31 protein-coding genes are annotated in these 26925 nt (G+C 37.0%); 25 read left to right on the top strand and 6 right to left on the bottom strand.

Going from position 1 to position 26925, the window contains the following annotated elements:
• Nucleotides 1-142: 142 nt before the first annotated feature.
• The 3 genes from M1E93_RS20720 to M1E93_RS20710 are packed head-to-tail and all read left to right on the top strand — an operon-like array spanning nucleotide 143 to nucleotide 1131.
• Entirely contained in the window at nucleotides 143-388 is a 246-nt protein-coding gene (locus M1E93_RS20720) for an AbrB/MazE/SpoVT family DNA-binding domain-containing protein (RefSeq protein WP_096864992.1), read from the top strand.
• Nucleotides 388-720 carry an endoribonuclease MazF gene (gene mazF / locus M1E93_RS20715; protein ID WP_023159957.1) on the top strand — a complete coding sequence of 111 codons (333 nt, stop codon included), beginning with the start codon at nucleotides 388-390 and terminating at the stop codon, nucleotides 718-720. Before M1E93_RS20720 ends, mazF begins: the two co-directional genes overlap by 1 nt.
• Before the next feature lie 30 nt (nucleotides 721-750).
• Nucleotides 751-1131 (top strand): hypothetical protein, encoded by a 381-nt coding sequence (locus tag M1E93_RS20710; RefSeq protein ID WP_096864991.1) that lies wholly within the window; start codon nucleotides 751-753, stop codon nucleotides 1129-1131.
• Between the two features lie 85 nt (nucleotides 1132-1216).
• Here M1E93_RS20710 and M1E93_RS20705 read toward each other — a convergent pair whose 3' ends face one another.
• Nucleotides 1217-1360, bottom strand: a complete 144-nt coding sequence (locus M1E93_RS20705; protein WP_071547955.1) for a Hok/Gef family protein — start codon at nucleotides 1358-1360, stop codon at nucleotides 1217-1219.
• 364 nt (nucleotides 1361-1724) lie between these two features.
• On the bottom strand, nucleotides 1725-2522 hold the full coding sequence (locus M1E93_RS20700; RefSeq protein WP_172688767.1) for a hypothetical protein: 798 nt from the start codon (nucleotides 2520-2522) through the stop codon (nucleotides 1725-1727).
• A gap of 403 nt (nucleotides 2523-2925) precedes the next feature.
• Here M1E93_RS20700 and M1E93_RS20695 point away from each other — a divergent pair, with 403 nt between their 5' ends.
• The 10 genes from M1E93_RS20695 (at nucleotide 2926) to M1E93_RS20650 (ending at nucleotide 11625) form a co-directional block, all read left to right on the top strand.
• The gene (locus M1E93_RS20695; protein WP_023159956.1) at nucleotides 2926-3879 is read left to right on the top strand and encodes a tyrosine-type recombinase/integrase; all 954 of its coding nucleotides are present in this window, start codon (nucleotides 2926-2928) and stop codon (nucleotides 3877-3879) included.
• Between the two features lie 13 nt (nucleotides 3880-3892).
• Nucleotides 3893-4711 carry a DUF4365 domain-containing protein gene (locus M1E93_RS20690; protein ID WP_023159955.1) on the top strand — a complete coding sequence of 273 codons (819 nt, stop codon included), beginning with the start codon at nucleotides 3893-3895 and terminating at the stop codon, nucleotides 4709-4711.
• Between the two features lie 20 nt (nucleotides 4712-4731).
• Nucleotides 4732-5742: a hypothetical protein gene (locus M1E93_RS20685; RefSeq protein ID WP_203544163.1), complete on the top strand. Its 1011-nt coding sequence runs from the start codon at nucleotides 4732-4734 to the stop codon at nucleotides 5740-5742.
• A gap of 492 nt (nucleotides 5743-6234) precedes the next feature.
• Nucleotides 6235-6984 carry a signal peptidase I gene (gene lepB, locus M1E93_RS20680; protein ID WP_071547986.1) on the top strand — a complete coding sequence of 250 codons (750 nt, stop codon included), beginning with the start codon at nucleotides 6235-6237 and terminating at the stop codon, nucleotides 6982-6984.
• Nucleotides 6985-7063: 79 nt separating this feature from the next.
• A complete protein-coding gene (locus M1E93_RS20675; RefSeq protein WP_159242425.1) occupies nucleotides 7064-7321 on the top strand; it encodes a hypothetical protein in 258 nt (85 codons plus the stop codon).
• Nucleotides 7308-7877, top strand: coding sequence for a GDSL-type esterase/lipase family protein (locus tag M1E93_RS20670; protein WP_023159952.1), 570 nt, complete (start codon nucleotides 7308-7310; stop codon nucleotides 7875-7877). The genes M1E93_RS20675 and M1E93_RS20670 overlap by 14 nt, the downstream gene beginning before the upstream one ends.
• A gap of 17 nt (nucleotides 7878-7894) precedes the next feature.
• Nucleotides 7895-8830, top strand: coding sequence for a restriction endonuclease (locus M1E93_RS20665; protein ID WP_159287656.1), 936 nt, complete (start codon nucleotides 7895-7897; stop codon nucleotides 8828-8830).
• An 89-nt stretch (nucleotides 8831-8919) separates the two neighbouring features.
• On the top strand, nucleotides 8920-9882 hold the full coding sequence (locus tag M1E93_RS20660; RefSeq protein ID WP_159287655.1) for a hypothetical protein: 963 nt from the start codon (nucleotides 8920-8922) through the stop codon (nucleotides 9880-9882).
• 58 nt (nucleotides 9883-9940) lie between these two features.
• Nucleotides 9941-10495 (top strand): hypothetical protein, encoded by a 555-nt coding sequence (locus M1E93_RS20655; protein WP_023159949.1) that lies wholly within the window; start codon nucleotides 9941-9943, stop codon nucleotides 10493-10495.
• Between the two features lie 53 nt (nucleotides 10496-10548).
• Complete coding sequence (locus M1E93_RS20650; protein ID WP_023159948.1) at nucleotides 10549-11625, top strand: hypothetical protein; 1077 nt, start codon at nucleotides 10549-10551, stop codon at nucleotides 11623-11625.
• Nucleotides 11626-11720: 95 nt separating this feature from the next.
• Here M1E93_RS20650 and M1E93_RS20645 read toward each other — a convergent pair whose 3' ends face one another.
• Complete coding sequence (locus tag M1E93_RS20645; protein ID WP_159287654.1) at nucleotides 11721-13256, bottom strand: UvrD-helicase domain-containing protein; 1536 nt, start codon at nucleotides 13254-13256, stop codon at nucleotides 11721-11723.
• A gap of 307 nt (nucleotides 13257-13563) precedes the next feature.
• Here M1E93_RS20645 and M1E93_RS20640 point away from each other — a divergent pair, with 307 nt between their 5' ends.
• Nucleotides 13564-14505 (top strand): hypothetical protein, encoded by a 942-nt coding sequence (locus M1E93_RS20640; protein WP_023159946.1) that lies wholly within the window; start codon nucleotides 13564-13566, stop codon nucleotides 14503-14505.
• 61 nt (nucleotides 14506-14566) lie between these two features.
• Here the strand turns inward: M1E93_RS20640 and traA are convergent, their stop codons facing one another.
• The 3 genes from traA to M1E93_RS20625 form a co-directional block, all read right to left on the bottom strand.
• The gene (gene traA / locus M1E93_RS20635) at nucleotides 14567-14869 is read right to left on the bottom strand and encodes a TraA family conjugative transfer protein (RefSeq protein WP_245220354.1); all 303 of its coding nucleotides are present in this window, start codon (nucleotides 14867-14869) and stop codon (nucleotides 14567-14569) included.
• A 169-nt stretch (nucleotides 14870-15038) separates the two neighbouring features.
• Complete coding sequence (locus M1E93_RS20630; RefSeq protein WP_159287642.1) at nucleotides 15039-15845, bottom strand: DsbA family protein; 807 nt, start codon at nucleotides 15843-15845, stop codon at nucleotides 15039-15041.
• Between the two features lie 16 nt (nucleotides 15846-15861).
• Nucleotides 15862-16503, bottom strand: coding sequence for a hypothetical protein (locus M1E93_RS20625; protein WP_159287641.1), 642 nt, complete (start codon nucleotides 16501-16503; stop codon nucleotides 15862-15864).
• Nucleotides 16504-16533: 30 nt separating this feature from the next.
• Between M1E93_RS20625 and mobH the strand changes: the two genes are divergently transcribed.
• The 11 genes from mobH (at nucleotide 16534) to traV (ending at nucleotide 26897) form a co-directional block, all read left to right on the top strand.
• Nucleotides 16534-19035, top strand: a complete 2502-nt coding sequence (gene mobH, locus M1E93_RS20620) for a MobH family relaxase (RefSeq protein ID WP_426207304.1) — start codon at nucleotides 16534-16536, stop codon at nucleotides 19033-19035.
• Nucleotides 19032-20945, top strand: coding sequence for a conjugative transfer system coupling protein TraD (gene traD / locus M1E93_RS20615; protein ID WP_023159939.1), 1914 nt, complete (start codon nucleotides 19032-19034; stop codon nucleotides 20943-20945). The genes mobH and traD overlap by 4 nt, the downstream gene beginning before the upstream one ends.
• Nucleotides 20946-21296: a hypothetical protein gene (locus M1E93_RS20610; protein ID WP_099660708.1), complete on the top strand. Its 351-nt coding sequence runs from the start codon at nucleotides 20946-20948 to the stop codon at nucleotides 21294-21296.
• Nucleotides 21297-21307: 11 nt separating this feature from the next.
• Entirely contained in the window at nucleotides 21308-21967 is a 660-nt protein-coding gene (locus M1E93_RS20605; RefSeq protein WP_286452077.1) for a DUF4400 domain-containing protein, read from the top strand.
• A gap of 82 nt (nucleotides 21968-22049) precedes the next feature.
• Nucleotides 22050-22331, top strand: a complete 282-nt coding sequence (locus tag M1E93_RS20600; protein WP_072070772.1) for a hypothetical protein — start codon at nucleotides 22050-22052, stop codon at nucleotides 22329-22331.
• Nucleotides 22328-23119: a DsbA family protein gene (locus M1E93_RS20595; protein WP_023159937.1), complete on the top strand. Its 792-nt coding sequence runs from the start codon at nucleotides 22328-22330 to the stop codon at nucleotides 23117-23119. The genes M1E93_RS20600 and M1E93_RS20595 overlap by 4 nt, the downstream gene beginning before the upstream one ends.
• A 21-nt stretch (nucleotides 23120-23140) precedes the next feature.
• Nucleotides 23141-23425, top strand: a complete 285-nt coding sequence (gene traL / locus M1E93_RS20590; RefSeq protein WP_023159936.1) for a type IV conjugative transfer system protein TraL — start codon at nucleotides 23141-23143, stop codon at nucleotides 23423-23425.
• The gene (locus M1E93_RS20585) at nucleotides 23425-24078 is read left to right on the top strand and encodes a TraE/TraK family type IV conjugative transfer system protein (protein WP_159287639.1); all 654 of its coding nucleotides are present in this window, start codon (nucleotides 23425-23427) and stop codon (nucleotides 24076-24078) included. The genes traL and M1E93_RS20585 overlap by 1 nt, the downstream gene beginning before the upstream one ends.
• Complete coding sequence (locus tag M1E93_RS20580; protein ID WP_023159934.1) at nucleotides 24071-25072, top strand: TraK domain-containing protein; 1002 nt, start codon at nucleotides 24071-24073, stop codon at nucleotides 25070-25072. Before M1E93_RS20585 ends, M1E93_RS20580 begins: the two co-directional genes overlap by 8 nt.
• Nucleotides 25073-25075: 3 nt before the next feature.
• Nucleotides 25076-26368 carry a TraB/VirB10 family protein gene (locus M1E93_RS20575; protein WP_172688775.1) on the top strand — a complete coding sequence of 431 codons (1293 nt, stop codon included), beginning with the start codon at nucleotides 25076-25078 and terminating at the stop codon, nucleotides 26366-26368.
• Between the two features lie 16 nt (nucleotides 26369-26384).
• A complete protein-coding gene (gene traV / locus M1E93_RS20570; protein WP_023159932.1) occupies nucleotides 26385-26897 on the top strand; it encodes a type IV conjugative transfer system lipoprotein TraV in 513 nt (170 codons plus the stop codon).
• The last annotated feature ends 28 nt before the right edge of the window (nucleotides 26898-26925 follow it).

Here is a 26925-nt window from a genome sequence, read left to right as displayed (position 1 = left end):
GTTATACACGCGCTAATGTGTTTATGTGTTTATGTGTTTATGTGTTTATGTGTTTAGCTACATTAACACAATCAACAATGTTGATACATTTAAATTAGAGTGCTACTATTAAAACTCGGACGTTGAATTGTAGAGGTGATAAATGGCTCAGGTCACAGTAAAAAAATGGGGCAATAGCCCGTCTGTACGGCTTCCTGTTGCAATCATGCAAAAAGCGGCACTTAGCGTTGATGATACGGTTGAAATAGCGGTAGAAGAAGGTCGTATCATCATTACGCCAGTTAAAGCAGTAGAATACTCATTAGAAAATTTGTTAGCCGGTATCACGCCGGAGAATATTCATGAGAAAGTAGACTTCGGAGCTCGAACAGGTAAGGAATTAATTTAATGGTATCTCGATACGTTCCTGATTCTGGCGATTTGATTTGGATTGACTTTGATCCAGTTGAAGGACATGAGCAGGGCGGTCATCGTCCAGCAGTTGTCCTCAGCCCATTTGCATACAATAATAAAGTAGGGCTCTTATTATGCGTACCATGTACAACTAAGGGCAAAGGCTATCCATTTGAATGCGAACTCTCGAACGAAAGAGACAGTTACGCATTAGCGGATCAAGTTACATGTGTTGACTGGAGAGCTCGTAAGGTTACTAAAAAGGGCAAAGTGGAGGCATCAGAACTGGCAGAGATAAAAGCTAAAGCAAAGGCGTTAATAGGTTAGATATAATAATTATAAGGGTTATGGGATAGAATGGAAAATGAAACACTACACACAGCAACAGGTAATCAAACTCCTTTAGATAATGCTATATCATCATTAAGCTCTATTTTAGATGTTATTTTCACAGTAAATGATTATGTTTTGTTTTTTATAATTTTAATAATGATTTTCGCTAAATCGAAATCAAGACTATTCAAATTGGCATTTGGTTATTCTGGTATATCAGTTGTATTTTTACTCTCTAGCTATTTTATCAGGGATGATTTACTGTTTGATATTAATAATACACCGCGATTCGGATTATTAATGATCAATATAGGCATGATTACAACAGCATTATATTTAATATACTGGCTTATCTATCTATTCAACGAAAGTGGTATGATTGATAGCAAAAAGAGTGAACCATAGCTAACCGAAAAAGGGTGCTTGTATCACCAATCCTTCGTAATCTATAAAAGAGAAAATGTGGGGGTTTCCCCCCACAAGAGCAACATTACTTATCACAAGATAGCGTTGCTTGAACCACTGTGCCTCCGCTTGTGAAATTAAGTGAACATAAGCGATCACGCATTAACAATGAGAAGCACAGAACTGTGATGCACACAGCAATCAGCCCTATCAGGGCAAATTTGCTCATTTCTCTTGACTCCTTGAGTAAAAGGAGACAGAATCAAATTGCGAAGTTTGTAGACTGCCTCGAATTAAGGGTTATACCTGATTCGGGGCTTTCGTCTTTTTGGCTCGTATCAATGCTCGAACCAAAATGATTCAAGCACCCAAAACGATATTAGCAGATTATTATTAATTGCAATACTATTTATTATTAATAATATGTGTTTGTTTTTATGATATTTCTTTAAGTATTTTAATATAAATGGCTCATACTAACTTGAATTGAATAATATCAATTATATATTTAAATATTCTATGAAATCACCATATATTAGTGGTGGGTATAATTTTATTTACACCCACATGTTATTAATACCTTTCAATAAACCTTAATAGCTACCTTTGTAGCAAGTAGAGATGAATTGTAATTCTCCGTTATTAGATATTTTTGAGTGTAGCACATCAATGCTATATTTAATCATAAAATCTGAAATCTCTTTTGTACAAAAGCTATTCTTCCATTTAGATATTCTTGATATGTTTTGTTCAAAAGCAAACGCATCAACATCTGCATTTTTAAGAGAGAGTAACTTTTTATCTGTGGTATCAAAATTTAGCATATAAGTATTAACCGGACTAGACATCGTTTGTGTAACACCAATATATTTAACATCCCACGCATTAGTTTTATTGAATGAATTGGTTATGTACTCATCTAGCCAGATGTTTATCTTATCCCTTTCATCCTTAGATGTTTCCTTCTTGTCAATAAAATCATTTCTACTAAATATATATGTTTTTAAGGTTTCTCCGTTAACAACATCTCTTATAGTTAGCACATTGTTTGCCGTAGAGAAAAATATCTGTGGTTCAGACAGATCAGCACCATACCAACGAGCATTGGGTAAGTTTTCGTCAAAGAAACTTAGTCTGTTTGTTGACTCTTTTCTACACAGATATGAAAAGAGTTTACCATCTTGGCTTCTTATGTATCTAATTCTACTGATATTATTTGAAATTTCCGTCGATTGCATTATATCTATATCACGATCATATATGGTAGATAATCCTGCTTTACAAATTTCTGATAGTGAAAATGACATTTGACTTTCAGCGGAAATCGCATTTTGGATATGTGTGATACTCAATGATAAGACTGCAAATAAAATTAATTTATTGGCTTTCACATTTTTTCCTTTATTTTTACTATAAATTAGTACTTATAGAATTATAAAAATTTATAATTATAGCTACATGGTAGCTATTCAATTGATTCTGATATTACCAAAAAAAGGAAATCACTAATCAGTGTATTAAACCTACTTTCTACCCACAAATTCATAATACAAGTTACATTATGGATTTTAATCATCAATAATGTGCAATATATCACCGAGTATTGTTATATTTGCAATAATATCTATGTTTTAACTTTTGGATGATAAATCCTTGTGTTACTCTTTACTCGGTTAAATATACGTTTAATGTAGTAGCGTAAAATCTTTTTAGGTTTTCGATAGGTATTGCTGTTTGACGCACCAGAATCAACGATAATTTTTACACTAATTTTCTACACCAAAGAGGGCGGTAATGGGAGAGTTAATATTACGTGACACTGTAACAAGTATTGTTGATGTAAATAACATGACGAAAAACACCAACAATCCAGCAACCAGCTATTTGCTACGGCTGCGTTCCAAACAAAGTCAAAAGACAATGCGATCCTGCCTCGTGTCGGTGGTCAGGCTGTTTCGTTCTAAGGACCCATTCACGTTTGACTGGTCCATTATGGATCGGGATTCGGTCCAATTGGTACTTCAGAAGTTAATACTGGAGAAAAAGACCCCAAATAGTATCAACCTAGTCCTGAGCGCGATTAAAGGGGTTGCTGAAGAAGCCAGAGCATCACGAGCCATAGATAGCGATACATATCAGGATATTAGAAGCATACGTCGCATTCGTGGGAACCGTATTGGTAGAGGGCGTTCACTGAGTAGTAGTGAAATAACGCAAATTTATCAGCATCTTGATAGCCTAAACACCGCAGTCTCTATACGTGATGCAGCGATTGTTTCACTGATGCTCGGATGCGGTTTGCGCCGTGCTGAAGTCACTTTGTTAGATATGGAAGATATCAATTTTGATAACTACGCCGTAAAAATAATGGGGAAGGGTAACAAAGAAAGAACTAATTTTATGCCAAGTGATACCCTCCGCCGCACTCGCTTATGGATTGAAACTGTTAGGGGAGATCATTCCGGTGCAGTTTTCACCCGTATTCGTAAAAATGATGATGTGACTTGCGATAGAATAACAACCGATGGTTTACGGTATATTATTGATAAATTGGTGAAAGATTCAGAATTAGAGTCATTCACACCCCATGATTGCCGCCGAACCTATGCTACTAAGCTGTTAGAACTCGGTGAGGACCTACTTACTGTCAGAGAAGCGATGGGACACAGTAGTGTCGCTACTACACAGCGATATGATAAACGAGGTGTAACGCGCTTAGAGGCTGCTGCACGTAACCTTCAATACTAACAAAGGATGAATTATGAGAAGTAAATCGCATGTAACCGACTCTCAAGCAAATGCACTTATCAATGTGAAGGTTCCAGCTAAAGATTGGGTTGTCCATACCATAGGTGAACGTGACTATGGGATCGATTTAATGATTCAAGTATTTAAGAACGAAAAAGCGACAGGAGACTGTTTTTTTGTACAAGCCAAAGGCACTGAAAAAATTTTTAATGGTAGTGTTAAAATGCCAGATTTCCCCGTCAAAACTATAGAATATGCATTGTTATTTAATGTACCATTTTTTGTTTTCTACACATCTATAACAAGTAAATCAATTAAGTATATTTGGCTTCAAAAATACGTGGAATTAGAATTAAACAATAAAAAACCAAACTGGCGTGAACAAGAAAAGGTAACGCTATATTTTCCTGAAGAAAATGACTTAGATAGCAATACAGTTAAAATTTATAACATTTTGACAGAACATAGAGCAAAGATAGAAAGCCTTGAGTTTTTAAAGTTATATGAGGAACTTGTATTACATGCAGAATCTTTCGCTTCTGGAGAATATGAAGTTAGTCGATACTGTGTAGATCTTTGCGTTAGACTTATCAAAATTCAGTGGTTGATTAACTACCTTGGTATAAATACACACTCGCATGGAAGCAACATTAATATATTTAACCTTAAAGACGCATTTCATAATATATATACTAATAATCATGTTAGCTCAGATGATTTTACAGTAATATGGGATCAACTGGCAATGTTAGAACGTATTAAAACTGAAATTATATCCAAAGACACATTCAATGAAATAGCTTATGACCATGCCAATATTATACCATTTTAAATGATTTGAGTTAAATAGTTATGCGAAACCTAACCACATGGACTTGTTCCGAAATAACAAAGTTGATTGGGGCGATTGACGAGCCATTCTTCATTGAAAAAACATGCAAATATACCGGTCGTAGTGTAAATGATGTCCTCTCTAAATTATTGAATATGGGATTGTGTGAAATAAATCACAAGGATAATAAGATATGTACGGCTAGGAGTACTAATTTAAACTACCTCATTCCTCATTCATCATTTATTCCTAAATTACTAGAACTTGGATGGATATATGAGTTATCAAATAGGGAGGAATCTCTTAAATCCCCCAAGTGGTGGGTGAGTAATGATCAGTTCCCTATGAGCAACACTATCGAATTGAATCGTAATGAAACAGTATGGGTTAATGAGGAAATTCATATAGTTATCTCCATGATACAAAACAAGATGAACCTAAGCTCAATCGCAGATAAAATACATAGAAATCAATCATCTATTACCGCAATGTTAATAGATCTTGGTATTTTAGAATGCATTGATAAACAAGCAATCTTTTTGTCTGAAGTTAATGAATTGAAACTTTCAAAGTATACATTTAATAATGCGCTTGTTCTTATTAATCATGGATGGGTTGTTACCAACAATAATTTATCTGCACCTAATTGGTGGCTTGAAAATAACAAGGATAATGAGAATGTTCATAATAGCCACTACGATGAAAGGAAAGAAATAACCGGTAGTGATAGCAGACAATTGTATATGTTTGTTAAATCAGAATTAGAGGGCATACTAAACACTATTCATGAAAATAAGCGTATCGAAGAATTGTCAGATGTAACGTATTTAGGTTATACACTTGCAGATTTAACGACCTACATTGGTATTACTTCAGTTAGGGCAGCAGGGCAGGTCACAAAGAACAATAAAACCCACATGAGCTATTTTATGGATAAACCTTATAATATAAAGAAAATGTTGATTAACTTTGGTTGGAAAGTTTCAGATGATTCATTAGCAGCTCCTGAATGGTGGTCTAATGAAGAATAAATACATCTCTTTCATTCAGATTATTTTTTTTACCGTTGCTTGTGTATATCCAGCGTATTTATTAATACGCAGAAAAAACATAATTGATATTTCCATATTAATATTTATTGTATTAATTTCAGTAATTGGAGATTTTATAGAGTGCATAGCATTAATTGAATTATCTAAGGTGTTAGCATCATTCTTTCTTATTGCAATTTATGTGAATTGCTATCACATCTATTTTAAGCACTCTAAAAGCAATATTGATTCAATTAGTTTTAAAGCAATAGATAATAAGATGGGATATCTTATTTTTTCCAGTGAAACTATATGTTATTTCTTGCCTTTAAAAATAAGTAGCCACTTTAATATGTTATGGTTTTATGGATATTTGAAAGCCATAACCATGCACCATCAAAATAGAAAGTGATACTTTTATGACTGTTTACTAAGAAAAAAGATACTACATAACGGGTACATTGCCTTTTTGATTTCTGAAGGCTGAAGGTCATGAACTTCATAAGTACCCTTATTATTGCACTTATCCTACGAATTCTTTACCTCGTATATCGTAAACGTAAGCCTAGTTTTTATACTGTCAGTTTGGTAATAATTTCACTTATTGTATGGTCCGTTAAATCCTACCTATTGGACTATTACATTATCCCTACATCCTCTATGGCACCGACATTGAAAGCTGGTGATCTCATTTTTGCAAAGCCGGTTGATGCGCAAAAAGAGCAATTGATGCGTGGGGATATCGTGATTTTCCGAGCTCCTGCATTCCCTTCATTCATTTATGTAAAACGCATTATCGGATTGGCTGGCGATACTGTCACTTATACCGATGATAAGTCGGTCCAGATCAACGGAAGGATGATCGGGCAGCTAAACCTTCATAATGACCATACGAGTACCTATCAGGCGCTTCAGGAACGTAATGCGCAACAATATGAGTACGTCATTGATAACCGTAAACCATTCGTTAAGCCAATTTATACACAATGGGTAATCCCTGATGGATATGTTTTTGTTCTTGGCGATAACAGGGATCACTCATGGGATTCACGTTTTTTTGAAAATGCGGTTGGAACTCCACGGCATTTGCGAGGGCTTGTTAAAAAGGAACTTTTGATAAGCCGGTATTTAGCCACGGCTTTTACACTTGAGTTTATGAAAAGCGATTTTGATATAGGGGAGAATAGCTTAAAAGTAATTTCTGAAGCTCAAACGGCAGAGGGGAATGATGGGGATAAATAGAAGCTGTATCGCATTAGTTTGCTTTTTCTTATCCTCTTGTGGTTCTACCACAGGGGCGATCACTACACACGAGCATCTTGTGACGCAAGCCGCACAAGATAAGCATGTCAGTTCTGGTGGCTTCGACAGAGTAGCTGATACCTATGTACTGGCAAGAGAGATTACTGGTCTTGAATCCAACGAAATAAAGCAACTCTATGAGGTGAAGGGGAGTGGCAACACATTAATAAAAATTGATATGGCATCTATACCATGCTCGATATTGCTTAAAAAGAACACAAGTCAAAGTAGTGAGATTTGGCTTATAACTGATATGGGTTGCAATGAATATTTATAAAATCTCAGTAATCAGCTCCCTTTTATTTTCTTCTATGTCATACAGCAAACCTGTTTTTATAGGAGATTCACTTACCTATGAGATAGCTAAAGGGTACAGCACAATCCAAGCTGTTGATGCTCGATACAAAGTAGGTAGCGGATTATCCACAAAGAAGATCCTTGATTGGCAGAGATACGCAGAGCAATTCAGTTTTGAAAAATACGATACCGTTTATGTGATTCTCGGTACTAACGACCATGTTCAAATATCAGAAAAAGAAAAGTACACCTCTAAAGTTCGGCATTTTATCCAAACCATAAAAGCCAGAAACCAAAATGTGATCTGGTTACTTCCTCCAACCCTTAAAGACCCCGCCAAAAACAGACTATTAGATAACACTCGGCAAGCCATAAAGACGGCTTCGCAGATAGAGGGGATCACCACCGTAGATACACGAACGGTTCTTGGTGAAACATACAAGGATGTCATAGATGGGACAACAGTTCGCACAAAGGATGGAATACATATCACTCCGAACGGAGCCTTACTTACTGTGACACAGCTACTATTTTAGTAAATTGGAATGTTGTAATGAGAAGAAAGCGTAGATTTAAGAAACGAAATCCCTATGTAACTAATATGAATATTGCTTTTATATTCTATATGACCACTCTGGTATTTCTTAGATTTGATTCTATTGCGAGAGTTTTAACTTTAGTAATACCTTTATTTGCTGTTTATATATTGTCACCTAGCAGCAAAATATTGCGGTTACACAAGAAAAAGAAACCTGAATGGGCTTCAGTGGGAATCAAAAGAAATGCCCCTCTATTAAACCCTCAAGTTGCATTAGTGATAATTGCTGTTACCACAATAACTGTATTTTTTCTTCGTTATGACCATGTGATAACAACGAAAATCATACAACTGATATGGGGAGATATAAAAACAGCATATGCAGATGTTTTCGGGCAAAGCAGTGCGAATAAATTATTCTCTCTGAGGAATATCCCAGTTTGTACATATTATACATTCCATATATTACGCTCTTGCGTTGCATTCCTGCTCGTGGCTTATTCAGCAAGTGTGTATTTTCGTTATAAACAACAAACTATGTTTAAAAAGGTACTTTTTAATGCCACCTATCATGAAGATGCATTGCAATTTATCCGAGAATTATCATGGCGAGAATTTGAGGAATTTATAAGAGAGTTATTCAACAGCCTTGGGTACAGAGCTACTGTCACTAATTATGGTCCAGATGGTGGGAAAGATATCATTATGGAACGTGATGGAATTAAAGTTTTCGCTCAATGCAAACACTGGAAATCTGACAATGTAGGTGTTGCTATCGCCCGTGAAATGGTTGGTGTACTAGAAGCAGAACCCGAATTTAAGCATGTATTTCTAGTCACATCAGGTAAGTTTTCTAACGATGCAGTTCTATACAGTCACAGAACATCCGACCGTCTGACACTCATGGATGGAAAAATGATAGCCGATAAATTATTGCTGTTAAGAAAGTAATCCGCTTTTAGAACCATTGCGCCCTATTCGTAGGGTGTAATTCTATAACATATAGCAGATACACGTAACACAGATTATTGAGGCTCAAAATGATGGATGTTTCTTCCAATACTAAAAAAAATGAAAGTAAAAAAGGACTTGGTTTTCTTCTGAATAAAAAATCCATGATTGCAGTTGCAGTTTCAGCGGGTGCAATAGCAGCATTTGTTTTACTAAAACCAGCAACAGACGCGACAGAAATTGATGTTAATTATTATAGTGACGTTGAAACCTCTATTCCTGTTTTTAACAATCCAAAAGAGGCAGAACCAGAATCGAACAGTGCCGAGAACGTAGCTAAAACCGATTCTCCGACATCTGAAGCTAAATCCGACACTGTTACAGGTGACGTAGCTAAAACGCTTTCAGAAGCAGTAGAGGAACATTCTGGCGATACAGAAAAACAGAATCCATCTGATAGCGAACAAAGCATTAATGACATGCTTGAGCATGTTAGCGAAGCAGCTACTTCAGTAGTGGAACACACTCAGGCATTAAGTACCAACTTTACTGGTCAACCACCTGCACCGGCAGCTCAGGAGCTCAGTGATGGGTATTACAGCAATCAGGCTCCAACACAGCAACAAGACTTTAAAAACGTATTTGATGCAGCATTGGAAGAAAGAAATAAACGCACTGAAAATGACCAAAATCTTGACTACGTTGGGAGGCAATTAACGATCCCATACGCGCCAAATTCACAAACTAAAGTCTATCTCTACCGTAATTTTGCAGTGAAAATTTTCCTACCTGCACAATCTGAAGCCGTTAAAGAGCTCAATTACTTCATCAATGGCTCAGACCATGACGATCATTTCGATATCAAATTATTACCAAATAACATTTTGCTCTTATCTAAAAAGCCAAGTTCTGAAGTGTGGGGCGGCACAGACTTATTCATCACTCATGGTAAACAAAATTATACATTTATATTACTTAGTGCGAAAAGCCCTGATGAAAGAACTGATTCTATTCATTATGAAAAAGTAAGCGCAAACACAACCAGTAAGTGATCGTTAACTCTCCCAAAACTACCTTACAGCCCCTTTTTGGGGCTTTTTTGGATTCAAAATGGAAAAATACACGAGTCTGAGAACAATAGCTGACGATATTCAGATGTACCCATATTCATATCTATTATGCCGACAATTATTAAAAAAGGGATACATTGAGGGCGAGGCTGTGATTGGTATCTATAAGCAAGAACTGGTCCAAACTCCGGAGACAGATTTAGCTTACACAAACAGCATTTTGCAATACTCATGGATCGAGACAAAGGCTCATACCGTCATAGACCCTTTAATTGATTTTCGCGAGGGAAACCAAGGAATTAACCTAATCGAGAGAGACAAAACAGCAAATTATCATGCTGGCGTAAATCCCTTGAAAATTACAAAGGAATTACTTCCAGAACATCGTTGCTCTGATGAAGTGTTTACACTCATGAGAGGTGCAGAATCAGAGGCTATGAGGCGAATTTTAGGTTTAGATCAGAATCCAAATGGTATAACAATGACTGAAGCTGCATTCATTGCTAATTTATCAGTCGAGCAATATCTCGGTTATGATAGAGTCATGTTCAAATTTCTGGTGAAACATCATTTAGAAATGCTTTTAGCTACATAAACTGATAATTAATGTTTATCGTATTTTGTCTGTTTTACCATCAGTGAGAAACTATGAAACGCCTAGAACGAAACCCTGAAAAATTTGAAGCACTAGAGGTATTTACAGCATTCAGCCGTGAACATGGTTATAAACTTAGATCACAAGAAGATACCGAAAAATTCCTGCAAGTTTTTCGTGATACTCTCAAAGTATCTCAGGAAAATACAATTTTGCTTCACGGCAAGCGTATGGAATCTTGTTTTGGTCAAGTAGTCGCTGGTCTGCATGGTTGTCGTTTGATTAAAACTGAAGATATAGGTGACGTAATTTATGATGATGACGAAATTAAGTTACCAGATTACAGACTCATTTTGAAAGATGGGAGACAAGTATTTGTTGAAGTGAAAAATTGTAATCATTCTAACCCGAAAGCATCATATTTTCTTACAAAGAATTATGTTGAAAAACTTCAGCGATACAGTGAAATAAACCAGATACCTCTCTTTTTTGCAATATACTACCGTTGTCTAAGAATGTGGACTTTACTACCGGTAACTTCATTTATTGAGCGCAAAACGAAATATGAAACATGTGCTTTGCATTCTTTAGGAAACAGTGAAATGGCAATGCTTGGTGATGTAATGATTGCAACAAAGCCTCCACTTATCATCGAACTAGTAGCAGATAATACACAAGAGATTTCTATCAATGATGACAATTATGCGCATTTTGTCTGTGGTGATGTGAAAATGTATTGTGATGGAGAAGAAATTATTGATCACAATGAAAAAAATATAGCTTTCTATCTTATGAGATTCGGTCAGTGGGAGTGTGGTGAACCAGAAGCAGTAATGACTCAGAGTAATACGTTACAGAGTGTTCGTTATTCATTTGTCCCCCAATCTATGGAGGGCTTTGAAAAAAATGGATTTTCAATACTTGGTAATCTAAGTTCTATGATAACTGAAGCATTTAATGAACATACCGTCTATGAGCAGGAAGTAACAGCTATTACCTCTGGAGCAGAACCTGACGTTTTTTCAGTCAAAATCCCTGTAGATTATAAAGGAAGCGTTCTTGGGCTGTGGCGTTTCTCTTTTGAAGCAAATCCGGATTTTAAAGTTGGTGAGAATAGAATTACCGAATAATTACTATACCTTCATTAACTTGAAAAGCTAACCTTGCCGATACAACTATTTTTAGACTAAAAAATAATGGTTATTATCGGCATTTATATATTTTTTCAAATAACACACCTCTGATTAATAAATAAAAATAACTCTATTGGAGTGACTATAGGTATCGGAATGTTTTTATTTTTTCTTTTTTTAATTAACAAAATTATTTCCATGATTACCATTGATATAGACAAGGCTTTCGTGGCTCTTGTTACTGCAACGTATAACAAATTTAATTCATCATTAATAAATATTAGATTCTGTTTTTGTTTTGGTGTTTTCTCAATATATTCAACTAATGAAACATAATCATCATCAATCTCAATATATTCCCATTCAAGTCCTTTCGATGAATGTGCAGTTACAAGCGTTAAATCAGCATCATTGTAATTATTAACTGCTGCTTCTTTAATTTTATCTACCAGCTCTAGAATATCAGGCTCATTTTCAATTAGGTGTATCGTCCTTTTCAACGTATTGTCGCCTGAGTTCTCTGCAACACTTACAACCCGATCCCAATTTGGATAGTCGTATAAAAATGCTTTTCTCTTAATCATTTTAGTATTGCCGATATACAGATAGTAAAAATCAGCAATATCGTCTAAAGCATACCTATCAATACCACCTACGAAGAACACTTTTTTACCGCATCTTCCAGCGTCAATTGCATTGATCAACACAGATAGATTGGTGCGTGAAATCACAGTTCTAGGGAAGATACTCTTGACTTCAGCTTTACTTATGAGCCTATCAATAATACCTGTCGTTTTAAGGCTTACAGTCTCTCCTTTTAACATCAGTATGGCATTTGCAATAGCAGCCACACATCGTCCAAACCGATATGACGTGGTTAGACGCAATATCTGAGCTCCATCACGTACAGATGCATCTAGGGCATCATTTGCCCCACGCCAGCGGTTGATCATCTGGTGCGTATCACCTACAAAGATTCGTTTGCATTCACATTTATCTAGCAATGCCTTTGTTACTAAGTTGGCATCCTGAGCTTCATCAAACAAAATGATGTCGAACCATGTATGTAGAGGAGGGGCGACCAACTGAAAATATTTTATGTAAAAGTCAGGGGGAGCAGGAAAGTCACTTTTAGGATCAGCTTGTAATTCAAAAATGAGTTTTGCATTTTCTAGTGCGCTTTTCTTAACATTTTCAGCATGTTTTTTACCATTCCCTGTATTCTCTGTTGGAACGTGATGTATCTGTAACGAATAATCAGCGGACCTATAATAATTATTTAGAGTCTCAATTATGAGGAATTGTAATTGAACAGAGGTAATATTAAGCAGCCTCGCAACATCGAACCCATTGAAATTAAACTTCATTTTGAACTTCAAGTTTTTCAAATACCGATATGCCATTGCATGAGTGGTGATCACTTTGGTATTTGACGGGAATTTTTGTGATGCCTCAGTCTGTATGCCCTTGTTATAGGCTAAGTACAGAATACGTTTATCCGGATTACGCTTTGCCAGTTGAGTCAATATGAACGTTTTTCCTGAACCTGCATAAGCCTGACAGCAAATATACTTTTCTTCAGAGGCTAAAATGGCTTCTTGTTCTTGAGAAAGAGTGATTTTTGGCATATCTATTAATCCATTACTATTAGCTGGAATGGAGAATATCATAGAAATTAAATCACTTTGGAGGGCAATGAAATCCTAGGGGAACCAAAACATTAAAATGGATTAATACTGCATATATTCAATGCGTTAGCGGTTTAGACATGCATTAGAGAAAACAAAGCTGGCGAATCATCATACCAAGTGATAGTATACGATTTACAGAATCGTCAACTATGTATTGTTTTGATGATTTTGCGAAAGCCGGTTCATAACTACCGCAAAGTTTATATGAACCGGCTGTATTTAAACCCACAAAAGGGGAACAACTATGTCAGTTTCAAATGACACTATCGACTATACCATACGTGGCAACTCTGCGGCAGTAGATAAAGTGATTACTCAGCTCGCAGCCGCAGCCGGTATACCAAAATCTACTTTTATTCGAAATAAATTAGAAGAAATATTTCAAAATAGATATGACCAATATGCCGCCTCAAGTTCTCTGGTTGCTGCATATGACGAAATTTTAGCAAGAGAACTAGGTACAACTGTTAAGAGTATTCCGATAGACAACTTTATGACAACACCTAAAAAAATTGCCATGTGTGAAATACTGAAGATAAAGGATAGCCGTCAACTAGAGAGTGTTCTGATTAATAACGGAAAGTACATATTACATAGAGCGCGTCAGACAATGTTTGGCAATAGCAACGTCCCTGTTCTTACTGCCAGTTCTCTTTGGTTTGCTCTTTTCTGTGAATTAGCTGGTACTACCCAAGAACAAGTGAAGGAAGCAGAAAATAGGATCTTCAATAAATTTAAACTTGAGGGTCGTTATTATGAGTACATGGAAGATATAAATGCTATTCGTGAGTTAAAAGGGATTCAGCCTCTCCCTGTTCGTGACAACGATGCGGAAACAAAATACTGCCAAGTACGAATTTATAAACCTAAAGAATATCAGTATGGAGCATGGCGCGTTGAAATTTTTGTAAGCAAAGAATCACAGCCAGTCATGGAAGAATTCGGTATATGTTATCCGGTATTAAAAAATAGATTATTAATCGCTGATAGTGCTTTAAGCTATCAAACGGCAGTGCTAAACAGTGACAAAGAATATGAGTCTGGCTTTCTCTTTAAAAATGGAGAGTGTCAACTGGACTTGTATTCAAGTGGGATTTCTGAAGAACTCAATCCCACACCAATCAGTGAAGTGGCTGAAGTATTAAAAAATCATATAAATGATATTATTATTCAGCGTTTAGGATAGGCTTAACGAAATAAAGCCGTATAAAATACGGCTTTATTTTTCAAAAAATACAACCAAAGTATTATAAGACTGGCAGAACTGTTGTAACAGCTACTGAAGAAGTCATGATACCGTTGATGATGTCCGGAGCATAGTACAGACCAATTGCCGCACCAACAGCCACAGCAAAGGTCATTAACGACTGACGAACAACCGCCGCCGCAATACCAACAACGACAATCAGCCCCACTAACACACGACCTAATGAGCCCTGCATATATGCAGTGATTTGCATCCATACTTCTTTGAAACCGGATTGCTCGGTTCCTTTGCCATAGGCAAACATAACTGCCAGTGCCGCTACACATAACACTGCTAAAACCACGAAAAGCACTTTTTTGGTATCAATTTTCGGCATGGCACATGTTTTTACTAATTGCATATCTAACCCTTCTATATTTACAGTATTAAATTGACAGCAAACTACTATCAACGTGGATTTTACATTTACTAATTAATATTTATCTTTTATAAGGTTGGTAAAACGAATTGGTTTATTGTGATTTTTTCATCATGGCTTCGATGGTGTTTACAAACATATCCATAGGCACAGCACCTTCGATCACACGTTTTTCTCCAGTTTTGTTATCAACTATTACAGTTGTAGGAGTGCCTGAAACACCAAGAGCACGACTTTCTGCCTTGTCTTTATCTAAAATTAACTTAACAGAATCGGTTTTAAGGCATGTGTTATACGCAACAGGGTCTAACTCAAACATTCCGACCATATCTGCGGTAGCAAAATCAATTTCATGATTCCCCCACATTGATATGATCTTCCAGTGATTGTCAGTGTTTTGAGCGCCAGCGCAGAGCATTTTCACGGCATAATCCGTAGCATTCGGCTCGTGGAATGGCAGAGGGCTGTTTTTCCATTTCCAATTGACTAAGCCACCGTTCGCTTTATCAACTAATGTTTTAGGAGTAGACGCGAAACGTTGGCAATATGGACATTGGAAATCCATATATGTTACAAGTGAAAATCTTGCATTTTCATTGCCATAAGTTAGTGTGTTGGAATCAAGCTGGACCTGAGAAAGATTGAGATCTGGTTCTTCAGGTTGCGCTTCAGGCTGTTGCACCGGCTCAGTATTTTCGGACAGTGACAAAATTTTTCTTAAAGACTGGTTTACACCAGCACTTTCTGTTTTTGTAGCATTTTGAATAGTAATTGACGAAGCCAATAGTATATTAGTTTGCTTTAGCTCACTTGTGGTTAAATAGGTACTGGTTATTCCTACGCCAACTATTGTAGTTAAAAGTGCAATCACTGATTTTTGATACGTTGATAATTTATTCATAATGAAAAATACCTTTCTACTTTATTGCAGGTGATGGTTCGTTTTGGTTATCAATATAGATTTTCATTCGATAGTTTTTGAGAGAGTCAGGCTCTCCATTTTGTAAAATAACTAATTCTTCATTAGTTAATTTATACTCTGGATCAGAACAGTATTTTTCTTTGATACGAATATATTCATTCCGAGATTTTTTATTCTCAGGCGTTTCCTTCAGAAAATAATTTCGTGAATTTTCACCACAGAACGATGGTAATTCAGGTTTGGTATAAACGTTCGATGAACTACTGCGAGCTAAACTACTTATTAACAGGTCTGTATGAAAGCTACGGTCCACAGGAATATGTTTTTTACCTTGGTCGTAGATCTCGTATGGTGATGCAATTACGTGCCTGTAACCTTGCTGTCGCAATGATGCGCCACCTCTATTCGTATCTTTCCAATTTTCGCGATATGTATAGTCAGCAGGATAAGTAGCCGTTACTGCTTTTCGAGCAATTTGCTTATCAATTACGTCATTCGCTGTACTGCCATAACCCGATTCAATGCTAATCGTGGATGTTTTTACATAATTTCCACACCCAAATATGGGCTTATCTGCGCTACTACAACCTGATAAGGATGTTGCAAGCAGACAACAAAATATAAATGACTTTTTCATCTAAGTTCCTCACTGAAGATCGTGGTGAGTATGAACTATTTAGGTGCAGTTTTTCCCGATATAACAATGCAAAACGGTTCTAATTATGAAATTGCAAATTTAAAAACAGGTAACATTGTTGCATCAAATAATCTTAAAAATTTAGAGAAGCAGGTTCACCGAATGTTTATAAACTGGTTAAAATCCATACTGAAATCAGGGAAAGATCCCTTCTCAGTAGATGTGTCAACATCGCCAGATATGCAGGAATCACAGCATTCCATACTTCAAAAAGGTGAGATTGAAATTCCGGATGATATTAAATCTCAAATAGAAACATTCAAAATGCCGATTGGATATCCGCCAAAAATTGAAGGATATCCTGCAAGAATCAGCGGAAAACAATTGCTGATTAAAACCCAAGCGGAAATGATCACAAAAATCAAAAGAGAAATGCAAATCGGTGAGCTATTTGATGAATTGGTCATGCCACTACTATGTAATACTGCTGATTTTATACAATTACTACCGGCTTCTGAAGCACATCACCACAGAGCTCAAGGAGGGCTTTTACGTCACAGTTTAGAAGTCTGTTACATCGCAGTTAAGCACACAAAGACCACGGACTTTGATAGCAATGAAACCCCTGAAGAACGGTCTGCTAACGCTTTGAAATGGCGTCTTGCAGTGGCTGTAACTGCATTACTGCACGACATTGGTAAACCAGTGTCTGACTATGAAATTTGGGATCAGACTGGTGTATATCAGTGGAAACCTAGTGGAAAAAACCTGTTTCATTGGGCTGTTGAACACGACATAGAAAGGTATTTTTTACAGTGGAACAAGAAAAGACATAATAATCATAGAATTATAGCACCTTCGCTTATTGATAAAATTGTTCCTGCGAAAGTGATAGAACTACTTCAACAAAATAGTAAAAACCTATATTTCAAAGTCATAGAGGCAATTTCTAACAGCGATAACATGGAACAGGCGGATAAAAAAGCAATCAATGGCAATCAGTTGTTTAATATTCTGTTACTCGCAGACCGAGCCTCTGTTGCAAATGACCTCAAATTGACATCAGGTGATGCGATACGCGCTGCCGGTTCTGGTGTATCAACAATTCAGCGTCTGGTTGATACTATGCGCCAATTTATATCATCAGGTCGTTGGACCCCAAACGTTCCTCCAAGTCCGATTTGGTCAACGCCAGATGGGGTCTACATTATTTGGGCTAGTGCCGCTGAAGAATTATGCAAAGAGATAAAAAACCTTGGAATTTTTATCCCACAATCAGCAGATAGTTTAGGTGAGATACTATTAGCTCATGATGTAATCATTGAAGCGCCAAGAGGTTCACTCTATTGGAAGATTGCCCCAAAAAAGTTACTCAAATCTCCGTCGTTTATAAAAGATCCAGACACGTTCTTTTACTGCGTGAAACTAGCTTCAGACGAATTACTATTTGGCGAGAATATAAAACCAACACATGCATCTGTTTATGTCAAAAACGAAACGAGTTGGGTTAGTTTTGAACCAAAAACAGGAACTAATGTAGAAATCACAGGCGAAAAAACTGAACCTACTATCGAAAACAAAGATAATAAGCATCAACCGATTGATATCGTAGATAAAATAATAAATGATACATATCCAGAATCTGATAATGTAACTAGCATAATGGAAACACTTGAAGAACTAGCCATTATCGAGCCGGTATGCAATGAACAAGCCGTTGAAGTACCTGAAGTTCAGGTTATAGCAGCATGTGATCTCATGATACAGGGTGGTAGTACACTGCCAGTAGGCAATCCTGCTCCTGAGATAACCCATAAACACAACATAGGGTTAAAAGAACGGATTATTGCCATGAGTAAACCGTCAGTAGCACTACCAATGAAATCACTGACTGATATACCAGTAGCTACTCAATTATCTGAGCAGAAATCATTGTTTGCAGACGTGAAACTTGATGACACAGACTCCGTAGAGATTACAACTCAAAAGGGGATGCATAGCGATATCTATATTACAGCCGATCTGCATATCCGAGAGGCTTTTGAAATATATCTATTAGGGCTTTCAAAAGAGCAGTTAATTAGTAACATAAATCAAAATCACTTACTGGTTGATGATAAACTCGAAATACCCTCGGCATGGAAAGCCAGAAGCCCTCAAGCATCGCGTTCTAAAGATGATGAAGCGCTGGTGCTTTTAAGATCAAATTTCTATCTTGTTTTGAAAAAAGAATTACTCATTGATGTATTTATCATCACTGGATTTTCTGAAATTGAACAAATGTTAAATCCAGTCATTCCTGACTTAGCAACTTCATTAATTGAAGATGTCATATTTTCTATTCACAATGAAAACGACATTTCAGAAAACCAATTTAAAACGATTCAATATATAGAGTTGAGTCGGACAGAACTTATTGAAATATCTGCTAAGTTGGGGGTGTCTCAAACGACATTCAAACAAATCATGGCTGTTAGGTTTGAAAGCTACAACAGCCATTTTGGACTTCAATTTATGCGAGAAAAACAATGAGTGATTGGAAACATTTAATGCCATTTCGTACTAACTACGAGATGTATGAAGTTTGTGGTTGGGGAACCGGTGTATTAGCTACGGTCGGTGTTGGTACATATCTATCAATGCCTCTAACTGCTACGCTATCTGCTGCTGCGATACAAAGCATTTTCGCTATGAAATCATTACCAAATGCAATTAAAATTGCAGTCTTGCATAAAAACCTAAAAACCAGACCGGCTCCTACGTTTACTTCAGCCTATGATGTTGTCAAAGAAATGATGAACAATCGCGACACGACATTGATAGGTAAAGGCTTTACATGGCGGCATGAGCATGGACAACGGGCATATGAAATTTTAAAAAGTGGTGTTGCTGACAGGTTTTTACCTAATGATCATGAAAGCATGGGGCACGGTTGGATTCATAAATTAGGGAATTCAAATGAGTGGATCAGCGTACCTGACGACTTAATGACGCTACATACGTCATTAACTGGTACTACGGGTTCCGGTAAAACGACTCTTTACAAATTACTTATTCTGCAAGCTGCTTTAAAACGGCAACCTCTTATTCTAATTGACCCTAAAAATGATGAGGAACTTGCTGATTATATGTACAAGTGCATGAAACTAATGGAACGAGAAGATGATTTTTATTATCTTTCCATTGCACACTTGGATAAATCCAACCGGATTTCACCAATATCAAATTATTCCAACTCAACTGAAGTAGCCAGCCGTATTATTTCCGTTATCCAGAAGGCTGATAACACAACTGATCCATTTATTTCATTTGCGACAATGACGTTGACAACTATTGTGCAGTTGATGAATTTCGCAAACGTAAAGCCTACTCTTGTAAATATAAAAGCACAGCTTGGTACTAATTTGGGTAATTTTGCTGAATTACTTGTTAAAGCAATCGACAAATTAGGATATGAGCTATTTCCTGATGTATACGACTCACTTCTTGATCGTAGACTAGAACATCAATCAATGACTAGAACGACAGGAACTATCGAGAACCATGCCGGAATAAGAATCACTATCTATCTGAATGATATTGCAAAAATTAAGGAATATACATTCATTAAAAGTGGAATTGACCTATTTCAGCATAATCGTGAACATTTCCAAAAGATGATATTAACGGCACTACCTGTATTAAGCATGTTAACTAGTGATGGGTTAGATGAAGTATTGTCACCGTCCAGTGAGAATATTGATGATGAAAGAGTCATTACTAATATGAAAGATATCATCAATACAAACGGGATGATGTATTTAGGGCTTAATTCTCTTGCTGATGGTGATAAAGGAAACGCTGTTGGCTCAATATTTCTAAGCGATATCACTGCTGTTGCGGCTGATATTTATAACTATGCAAAACCGCGCGGTGAAAAGAAACGCGATACAAATATTCTTATTGATGAAGCTGCTGAAGTTATCAACGATCAGGTTATTCGGCTTCAAAATAAAGGGAGAGGGGCAGGGTTTAAGTTATTCATTGCCTCACAGTCTACCACTGACTACGTTGCTACCCTTGGCTCTGAAGCGAAAAAAGAACAAGTTAGTATAAATGCGAACCATAACATTGCATTACGGACTATCAATATTCAAGGTCAAAAAGATTTAATAGAAAGAATACCAACTACAAATTTCAAGTACATCCAAAGAGGGCATGGTACGAGTTCGGGGGAAGATCCAGAAAAAATCACCGGAAGTATTGGTGAGCGATTGATGGAGGTTGAGAGTGAGTTATTTCCTCCACAACTATTAGGAAACCTCCCAAATCTAGAGTTTTGCGCTATTTTAAAAGCGGGGAATATATGTAAAGGTCAAATTCCAATTGTACAATTACCAACCAGCGAAAAAGAAGTATTAAAGTTAAAGATGCTAATCAAAGAATTTAATAAGGCACGTTAAATGGATAATATTGTCCCAGAGTATGAGTTTAGATCCAATGCAAGCGACATATATTTTGGTCGTTTTCTTCTCCAGTGGAATATTTGTAGCCGTCAGATCATATTGATGCTTCTATCTATGAAGGACACTGAATTTGAAACCATTTTCTGTGACTACTTCAACGAACAAATTGAGAAATATTATCAAAGAAAAAAAACTGATTTGAAGATTTCAGATTGGGACAATCTAGCAATAGTCATTTCAAAATCCATAATTTTTCTTTCAAAGTTAAATAACACTTCGCCTTTAGATGAATATCACAAGTATAAATTCCCTGAAAGGTTAGATAATAGCGTTATTTCCAGTTTCTAAAGAGGTTATTAATGTCAGCCGATACACAATCTAACGGTAGCTCAATTAAAAAACTGTTACTTACGGTAACAGTTTTACTCATTATCATGTCATTGTTTATCCCTGCTGAATGGTATAAATCAAACATGGTTAGCGAGTTAAAAATGGGCGAATTGATTACTGGTAAAAGTGGTTTTCATAGCCAGATTCTCCCATTTGCCAATGAGTTATATAATGACTTTTTTGTTCAAACCGGTATCAACTTTGCGTTAACAAATTACTATGCACCATTGCCAGTGTCAGCTGATCCGCTGGAGCAAACGTTTAACAATATAAGTGGGATTTTCTATCCATTTTTCATTAACTTAGCGAAAATGATAAATTACCATAACTATATGATTGTATATCGTATGGCTCTTTTATCATTTTGGTTGCCGTTCTTTTGTATCATTTTAGTACCCTCACTCATTGCCGGTGTTTGCAGATGGAAGCGGAAGCAATACGACTTCTCATATGTATCACCCTTTTTAAACAGACGTAGTATGAAGCTCATAGGGTTGACTGTTTTCTTGGTTGCAGTATCAATTTTGATACCACTGCCCGTACCACCAGTTATAAATGCAGTCATGACATTATTTGTTATACCGACTTCCATTATTTTAATGATCAGTAATCTCCCTAAGCAAATCTAAAAACAATCATCATTGTTTTAATACCCTTCTGCCAAAAAAAACCCCGATAGATTGGTACATTATGCCTCTGTCGGGGGGTCCTATGCTTAATAAATCCAGTCATTTAATTACGTCAGTTTTAGCGAGTATTTTTGTTTTCAATATCATTACGTTGGCTGTCAATTTTCATTTGTCTAACACGCTTAGAACATTTAATAGCGATATTTCAAAAGTCACATTGAGCTCTGTCTATCTTGAAGATGAAAGCGAACTTGTATTGAAGTTATTTGAGCTCACTAAAGATGAACTCGAAGCGACTAATCAAATGCCACAAAGGAAAATGATTTCTCGTAGCGATTTAATAGAACTTGGTCAGAAGAAATGAAAAAAATAACTTTTACACACGTCAGTGTTGTTGCTCTTGCAGCATTAACTGCTTTTACGGGTACGAAAACATACTTTTTAAATGCTGATATGAATGAAATTCAGATAGCAGTTGACAGTATTGAAATACCTAAAATAGCCAATGATGATGATTTGGCGAACTTTTTTAGCACGTATATCGCTGCAACTGGTTATAAACCAACAACTCTAAAAACACCTGAACAAATCTCAGAGAGCAATAAAAGTACACTCGAACAACCGTCACCAACGAATGATCGCGTTTACGGGAACATAAATGCACCATTTTTATTGATTCACTATTCTGATTTTGAGTGTCCGTATTGCGGTCAGGAGTTTCCTGAATTACTCGATTTCGTTGATTCATCCGGCGGTAACGTAGCTCTTGTGTTCAAACACACACTTGGTCATGGTCAACGCTCGCTGTATCTATCAACGTTGACAGAGTGTGCATATGCGCAAAAGGGTAATTATGGTTTTTTTGAAGTTGCGAAATTCATTTTCGATTCTCAACGAAGTGGCGGATTTAGCACGCCTATTGCTCAATTAGCAAGTAGTTATAGTCTCGATGAGACAGTGTTTCAGAGCTGCGTAAACAGCAATAGCAGCAACGCGAAAATTTTATTCGATACACAAGAAGCCATTGGTCTTAACTTTGACCGAACTCCAAGCACTATCGTTTCATATCAAGAAAAAGCGGTTCCGTTACAAGGCGCAGTTCCATTAAACGAAATCAAAGCAGTAATGGGACAGTTAACACAAGTCAATTAGTTGATATATAAGGTATTTAAAATGAGTAAGGTAGTAAATATATCTCACAGTGTTGATGATCCACCTAAGCTATTTTTCTGGACCGTTGACGAGCTATTTCCATTCATGGTCATGATCGGTATTGGAGTTTTTACTGGAAAATTATTAACCATGATCGCGGTTGGCGTTGTTCTTAGCAAGATATATGGACGTTTTCTTGATAAAGCATCTGATAAATATTTAGCCCATTTGGTCTACTGGCGATTTGGCATCGGTGACAACAAAATTACATTTATTCCTGATTCATTTGACAGAGAATTCTACTGATGAAATTTTTCAAAATGACAAAAACAGTTTCCAGATTACAGGAAACATCAAAAGTCCTATCACTATCTAATTTATGCACTGGCTTCATTGCGATTGGGTTACTGTTCCTTCTGTACGGAAAGAATGAAAAGATCATTATTGTTCCGCCTAACTTACAAACAACTGGCTGGATTGATGAAAATGAAGGTTCTACGGCATATATGCAATCGTGGGCGAGTTATATCGCAACGTTACTTGGCAACACTAATCCCTCATCAGTAAATTTCGTTAAATCCTCATTAGCGCCGTTTCTTTCTCCCAATAGCTACCAACGGATCATGCTAAGTATTGATGATGCAATCAGTCAGATAAATCGTGACCGTGTATCACTGTCATTTACACCAACTCGCATTTCAACAGACCCGAAAGCGAAGGGCGTCTACTTTGTCGAGGGTTCACAAGAAGTTAAAAGTGTGACAGGGAGAACTACGACTAAGACAGTTCATTACATTGTCACAGTTTATATTCGTGGCTATAAGCCCGTTATCGAAGATATTCAATTAAAGAATGGGGATGCATATTTGCCGACTTATGAGCAGGAAGCAAACGGCGGTGTGTTACCAGATGATTCACAGTCTAAAGAAATTATCGAAGGAAGTAGAATAAATGATTAATTATCAGGCGAAGTTCAATTGTAAGGTTTTGCTTCTTTCACTAGCTTTGAGCTCATTCGCTTCAGCGAAAACCATTTCTGTCTATGGTCAGGATCAACAACCTTCAGGCGGTGCTGAGAATCAATCCAGCTCGATTAAAGAGATTGCTTCAGACGACCTAAATATTCAACCGGTGCCATCGTCTGTCATTTCATCAAAAGCTAAAACTAATTCCCGTATGACATACACAATTCGTTCAGGTGAAAACACGTTAATTCCAGTCTCGTTAGGACAACCTAACAGAATTGTTACACCGTTTTCAGAACCGGTTGTTCAAACGATAAAAAAGAATGAAATAAAAATAAGACAGGAGGGTAATGTAATTTACTTTACTGCATTCAAAGATAACCCTGTTGCTATGTACATCACGAATAAAGGTGATGAAAGTAAAGCAATCTCATTATCCCTTCACCCACAAAAAAGACCACCTGTTGAAGCAACCCTTCTTTTAGAAAAAGATGATGGAAACATGGCTGTATATAACAGCGGTAAGTATTACACCCCCACAGCCTCGGGTAATAAGGACGTGGCGGATAAATGGGAAAAAAGTGACTCATACACTCGTACCATTACTAAATTACTCAGGAGTGTTGCATTAGGTGATGTACCCGCTGGCTATGAAATTATGGGGATCAATAATGCTGGCATTTCTATACCTAATTGCGCGTTCAGAACAAATAGCCCACAAGATAATATCAAATACACCTTCAGCGAAGGGCAGTATCTGTCCGGCAGTAATTTCGGCGTAATAATTGGTGTAGCGAAAAACGTTGGTAACACAACTGTCACTGTTGATGAGTCACTGTGTACGCACCCAAGATTAGCGGCAAGAGCACTTTGGAGTAATAACACGTTAGAACCACAGCAATCTACTGAGGCTTATTTTGTAATTCGTAAATCTAATACGGCAGAGGAAACACGTTCTGAAAATTCTCGCCCTCGTTTAGCGGAGTAATGCATGTCTATCAAAGACCAATACGAAAACCTGAGCCCCAAAAAGAAAAAAATAGTCTTATGGGGTGGGGGAGGATTATTACTGGTAACTGCTTTGTATTTTTTAACCAGTGAACCTGATTATCCAACTGCTGTATCGGCTGTGAATAATAAACCAGTGACAAATTTACTCACTAATGCTGACACGCAGGGCGTTAGCCAAGAATCAATCGCCGCTGATTTGCGACGAATTGATGACAGAATTGATAGCCTGTTATCAGTACAAGAATCGTATAAAAAGGAAGTTACACAACTGTATGCTCAACAAAAAATATTAGAGAATCAAAAAAATGATCTTGCTACTGAGCTAAAAGAACAGCTTGATAAGCAAGTAAAAGAGAAGATGAACACACCGGATTATACGAATAGTTTCTCCAATACCGGCAGATCATCAAATCAGGTGGGAGGTGGTCGTAATCTGAATGATGTTTATGAAAATGATATACCGTACAGTCCGAACACAACACAGGAAGCAAATACGTCCGGATCAGATGAAGAATACCCTGAGCTGACGACCTATGATGGTACAAATAATCACGACTCAGAATCCAAAGCGAATAATACATTATCAAAATCCGAAACGGATGCAAATGTGAGCCCTGAGCTGGAAGGAACGTACTTACCGGCTGGCTCTATTATTTCCACAGTTGCTTTGTCAGGGATGGATGCACCCACAGCAAAAGCGGCAAGAGAACACCCTTATCCAATGTTAGTGCGAGTGAAAAGAGAAGCCATTTTACCTAATAACTACACTGCGGATATTCGTGATTGTGCAATTATTAGCAGTGGCTATGGCGAGCTATCATCAGAACGTGCCTACTTACGCAGTAACACGATCTCCTGCATCAGAGAAGATGGGGCAGTTATTGAAGCAACCTTTGATTCGTATGCCGTCGGAGAGGATGGGAAAATCGGTATTCGTGGGCGCTTAGTAACAAAACAGGGGCAATATCTTGCGAAAGCGCTTATTGCAGGATTTCTTCAAGCTGGCTCGGAAATGTTCAGTGTTCAGCAAATTCCGTCTATCACGTTAACACAGGACGGAATAGGACCAACACAGTCACCTTATCAACAAATTAACAGCAATAAGGTACAAGGTGCAGCAATGAAAGGCGTAGGCAGCGCACTCAATCGGTTAGCTGACTTTTACATGGATATGGCACAAGACCTGTTCCCTGTAATTGAAATTGACCCTGCCAGATCAATAGATTTTGTTGTCACAAAAGGCGTTCAACTTCAATTCAGACAAACTAATTAAAATACGGACTTACTCTATGAAATTTTTACTATTGCCACTGATGGTTTTAACTACCCTTTCATTAACCGCCTGTTCATCTCTTATGGTCGGTGAAACAGAGTTTGGCTGTAAAGGTATGCCTAATTCAGTAACGTGTATGAGTGTTCGTGACGTACACAAATTGACTGATGGTGAAAACTATCAAGAAAAAATTGATACTGTTTCTCAAATGCAGCTCAACGGAGAAGTAGTAAGCAAAAGCGATATGGATAACATACTCAAATCAGAAAATAGTAAATGGGTTGGTACGGAGTCTGGACAATATGTGCCTGTGCCAAAACCTGCGGCAAACCCACAACCCATTAGAAGCGAGTCGATGGTAATGCGTGTTTTAATCGACCCATACGAAAACACAGATGGAGATCTTATCATCACAGGGTATGTCTACACGGAGATATCGCCTCGTAAATGGGAAGTCGGTGTTTCTCGTCCAGATCGCAAGCACAATGCGGTTCTCAAACCACTACAAACACCAGATAACCGAAAATAGCTAGTGGTCAGCAACAATTTTAAAAAGG

Source organism: Providencia sp. PROV272 (assembly GCF_049901975.1).
Classification (GTDB): Bacteria; Pseudomonadota; Gammaproteobacteria; order Enterobacterales; family Enterobacteriaceae; genus Providencia; species Providencia stuartii.
Note: the sequence above shows the minus strand (reverse complement) of the source record. Positions and strands in the feature narration are given on the sequence as shown.

What these genes read in the sequence shown, in the direction of transcription:
- M1E93_RS20695 (WP_023159956.1), top strand. Translation starts at nt 2,926, where the DNA reads ATGGGAGAGTTAATATTACGTGACACTGTAACAAGTATTGTTGATGTA.
- M1E93_RS20710 (WP_096864991.1), top strand. Translation starts at nt 751, where the DNA reads ATGGAAAATGAAACACTACACACAGCAACAGGTAATCAAACTCCTTTA.
- M1E93_RS20625 (WP_159287641.1), bottom strand. Translation starts at nt 16,503, where the DNA reads ATGAAAAAGTCATTTATATTTTGTTGTCTGCTTGCAACATCCTTATCA.
- M1E93_RS20575 (WP_172688775.1), top strand. Translation starts at nt 25,076, where the DNA reads ATGTCTATCAAAGACCAATACGAAAACCTGAGCCCCAAAAAGAAAAAA.
- M1E93_RS20610 (WP_099660708.1), top strand. Translation starts at nt 20,946, where the DNA reads ATGGATAATATTGTCCCAGAGTATGAGTTTAGATCCAATGCAAGCGAC.
- M1E93_RS20630 (WP_159287642.1), bottom strand. Translation starts at nt 15,845, where the DNA reads ATGAATAAATTATCAACGTATCAAAAATCAGTGATTGCACTTTTAACT.
- mazF (WP_023159957.1), top strand. Translation starts at nt 388, where the DNA reads ATGGTATCTCGATACGTTCCTGATTCTGGCGATTTGATTTGGATTGAC.
- traL (WP_023159936.1), top strand. Translation starts at nt 23,141, where the DNA reads ATGAGTAAGGTAGTAAATATATCTCACAGTGTTGATGATCCACCTAAG.
- lepB (WP_071547986.1), top strand. Translation starts at nt 6,235, where the DNA reads ATGAACTTCATAAGTACCCTTATTATTGCACTTATCCTACGAATTCTT.
- M1E93_RS20685 (WP_203544163.1), top strand. Translation starts at nt 4,732, where the DNA reads ATGCGAAACCTAACCACATGGACTTGTTCCGAAATAACAAAGTTGATT.
- M1E93_RS20655 (WP_023159949.1), top strand. Translation starts at nt 9,941, where the DNA reads ATGGAAAAATACACGAGTCTGAGAACAATAGCTGACGATATTCAGATG.
- M1E93_RS20705 (WP_071547955.1), bottom strand. Translation starts at nt 1,360, where the DNA reads ATGAGCAAATTTGCCCTGATAGGGCTGATTGCTGTGTGCATCACAGTT.
- mobH (WP_426207304.1), top strand. Translation starts at nt 16,534, where the DNA reads ATGAACTATTTAGGTGCAGTTTTTCCCGATATAACAATGCAAAACGGT.
- M1E93_RS20645 (WP_159287654.1), bottom strand. Translation starts at nt 13,256, where the DNA reads ATGCCAAAAATCACTCTTTCTCAAGAACAAGAAGCCATTTTAGCCTCT.
- M1E93_RS20595 (WP_023159937.1), top strand. Translation starts at nt 22,328, where the DNA reads ATGAAAAAAATAACTTTTACACACGTCAGTGTTGTTGCTCTTGCAGCA.
- M1E93_RS20690 (WP_023159955.1), top strand. Translation starts at nt 3,893, where the DNA reads ATGAGAAGTAAATCGCATGTAACCGACTCTCAAGCAAATGCACTTATC.
- M1E93_RS20580 (WP_023159934.1), top strand. Translation starts at nt 24,071, where the DNA reads ATGATTAATTATCAGGCGAAGTTCAATTGTAAGGTTTTGCTTCTTTCA.
- M1E93_RS20720 (WP_096864992.1), top strand. Translation starts at nt 143, where the DNA reads ATGGCTCAGGTCACAGTAAAAAAATGGGGCAATAGCCCGTCTGTACGG.
- M1E93_RS20670 (WP_023159952.1), top strand. Translation starts at nt 7,308, where the DNA reads ATGAATATTTATAAAATCTCAGTAATCAGCTCCCTTTTATTTTCTTCT.
- traD (WP_023159939.1), top strand. Translation starts at nt 19,032, where the DNA reads ATGAGTGATTGGAAACATTTAATGCCATTTCGTACTAACTACGAGATG.
- traV (WP_023159932.1), top strand. Translation starts at nt 26,385, where the DNA reads ATGAAATTTTTACTATTGCCACTGATGGTTTTAACTACCCTTTCATTA.
- M1E93_RS20660 (WP_159287655.1), top strand. Translation starts at nt 8,920, where the DNA reads ATGATGGATGTTTCTTCCAATACTAAAAAAAATGAAAGTAAAAAAGGA.
- M1E93_RS20650 (WP_023159948.1), top strand. Translation starts at nt 10,549, where the DNA reads ATGAAACGCCTAGAACGAAACCCTGAAAAATTTGAAGCACTAGAGGTA.
- M1E93_RS20600 (WP_072070772.1), top strand. Translation starts at nt 22,050, where the DNA reads ATGCTTAATAAATCCAGTCATTTAATTACGTCAGTTTTAGCGAGTATT.
- M1E93_RS20585 (WP_159287639.1), top strand. Translation starts at nt 23,425, where the DNA reads ATGAAATTTTTCAAAATGACAAAAACAGTTTCCAGATTACAGGAAACA.
- M1E93_RS20605 (WP_286452077.1), top strand. Translation starts at nt 21,308, where the DNA reads ATGTCAGCCGATACACAATCTAACGGTAGCTCAATTAAAAAACTGTTA.
- M1E93_RS20665 (WP_159287656.1), top strand. Translation starts at nt 7,895, where the DNA reads ATGAGAAGAAAGCGTAGATTTAAGAAACGAAATCCCTATGTAACTAAT.
- M1E93_RS20640 (WP_023159946.1), top strand. Translation starts at nt 13,564, where the DNA reads ATGTCAGTTTCAAATGACACTATCGACTATACCATACGTGGCAACTCT.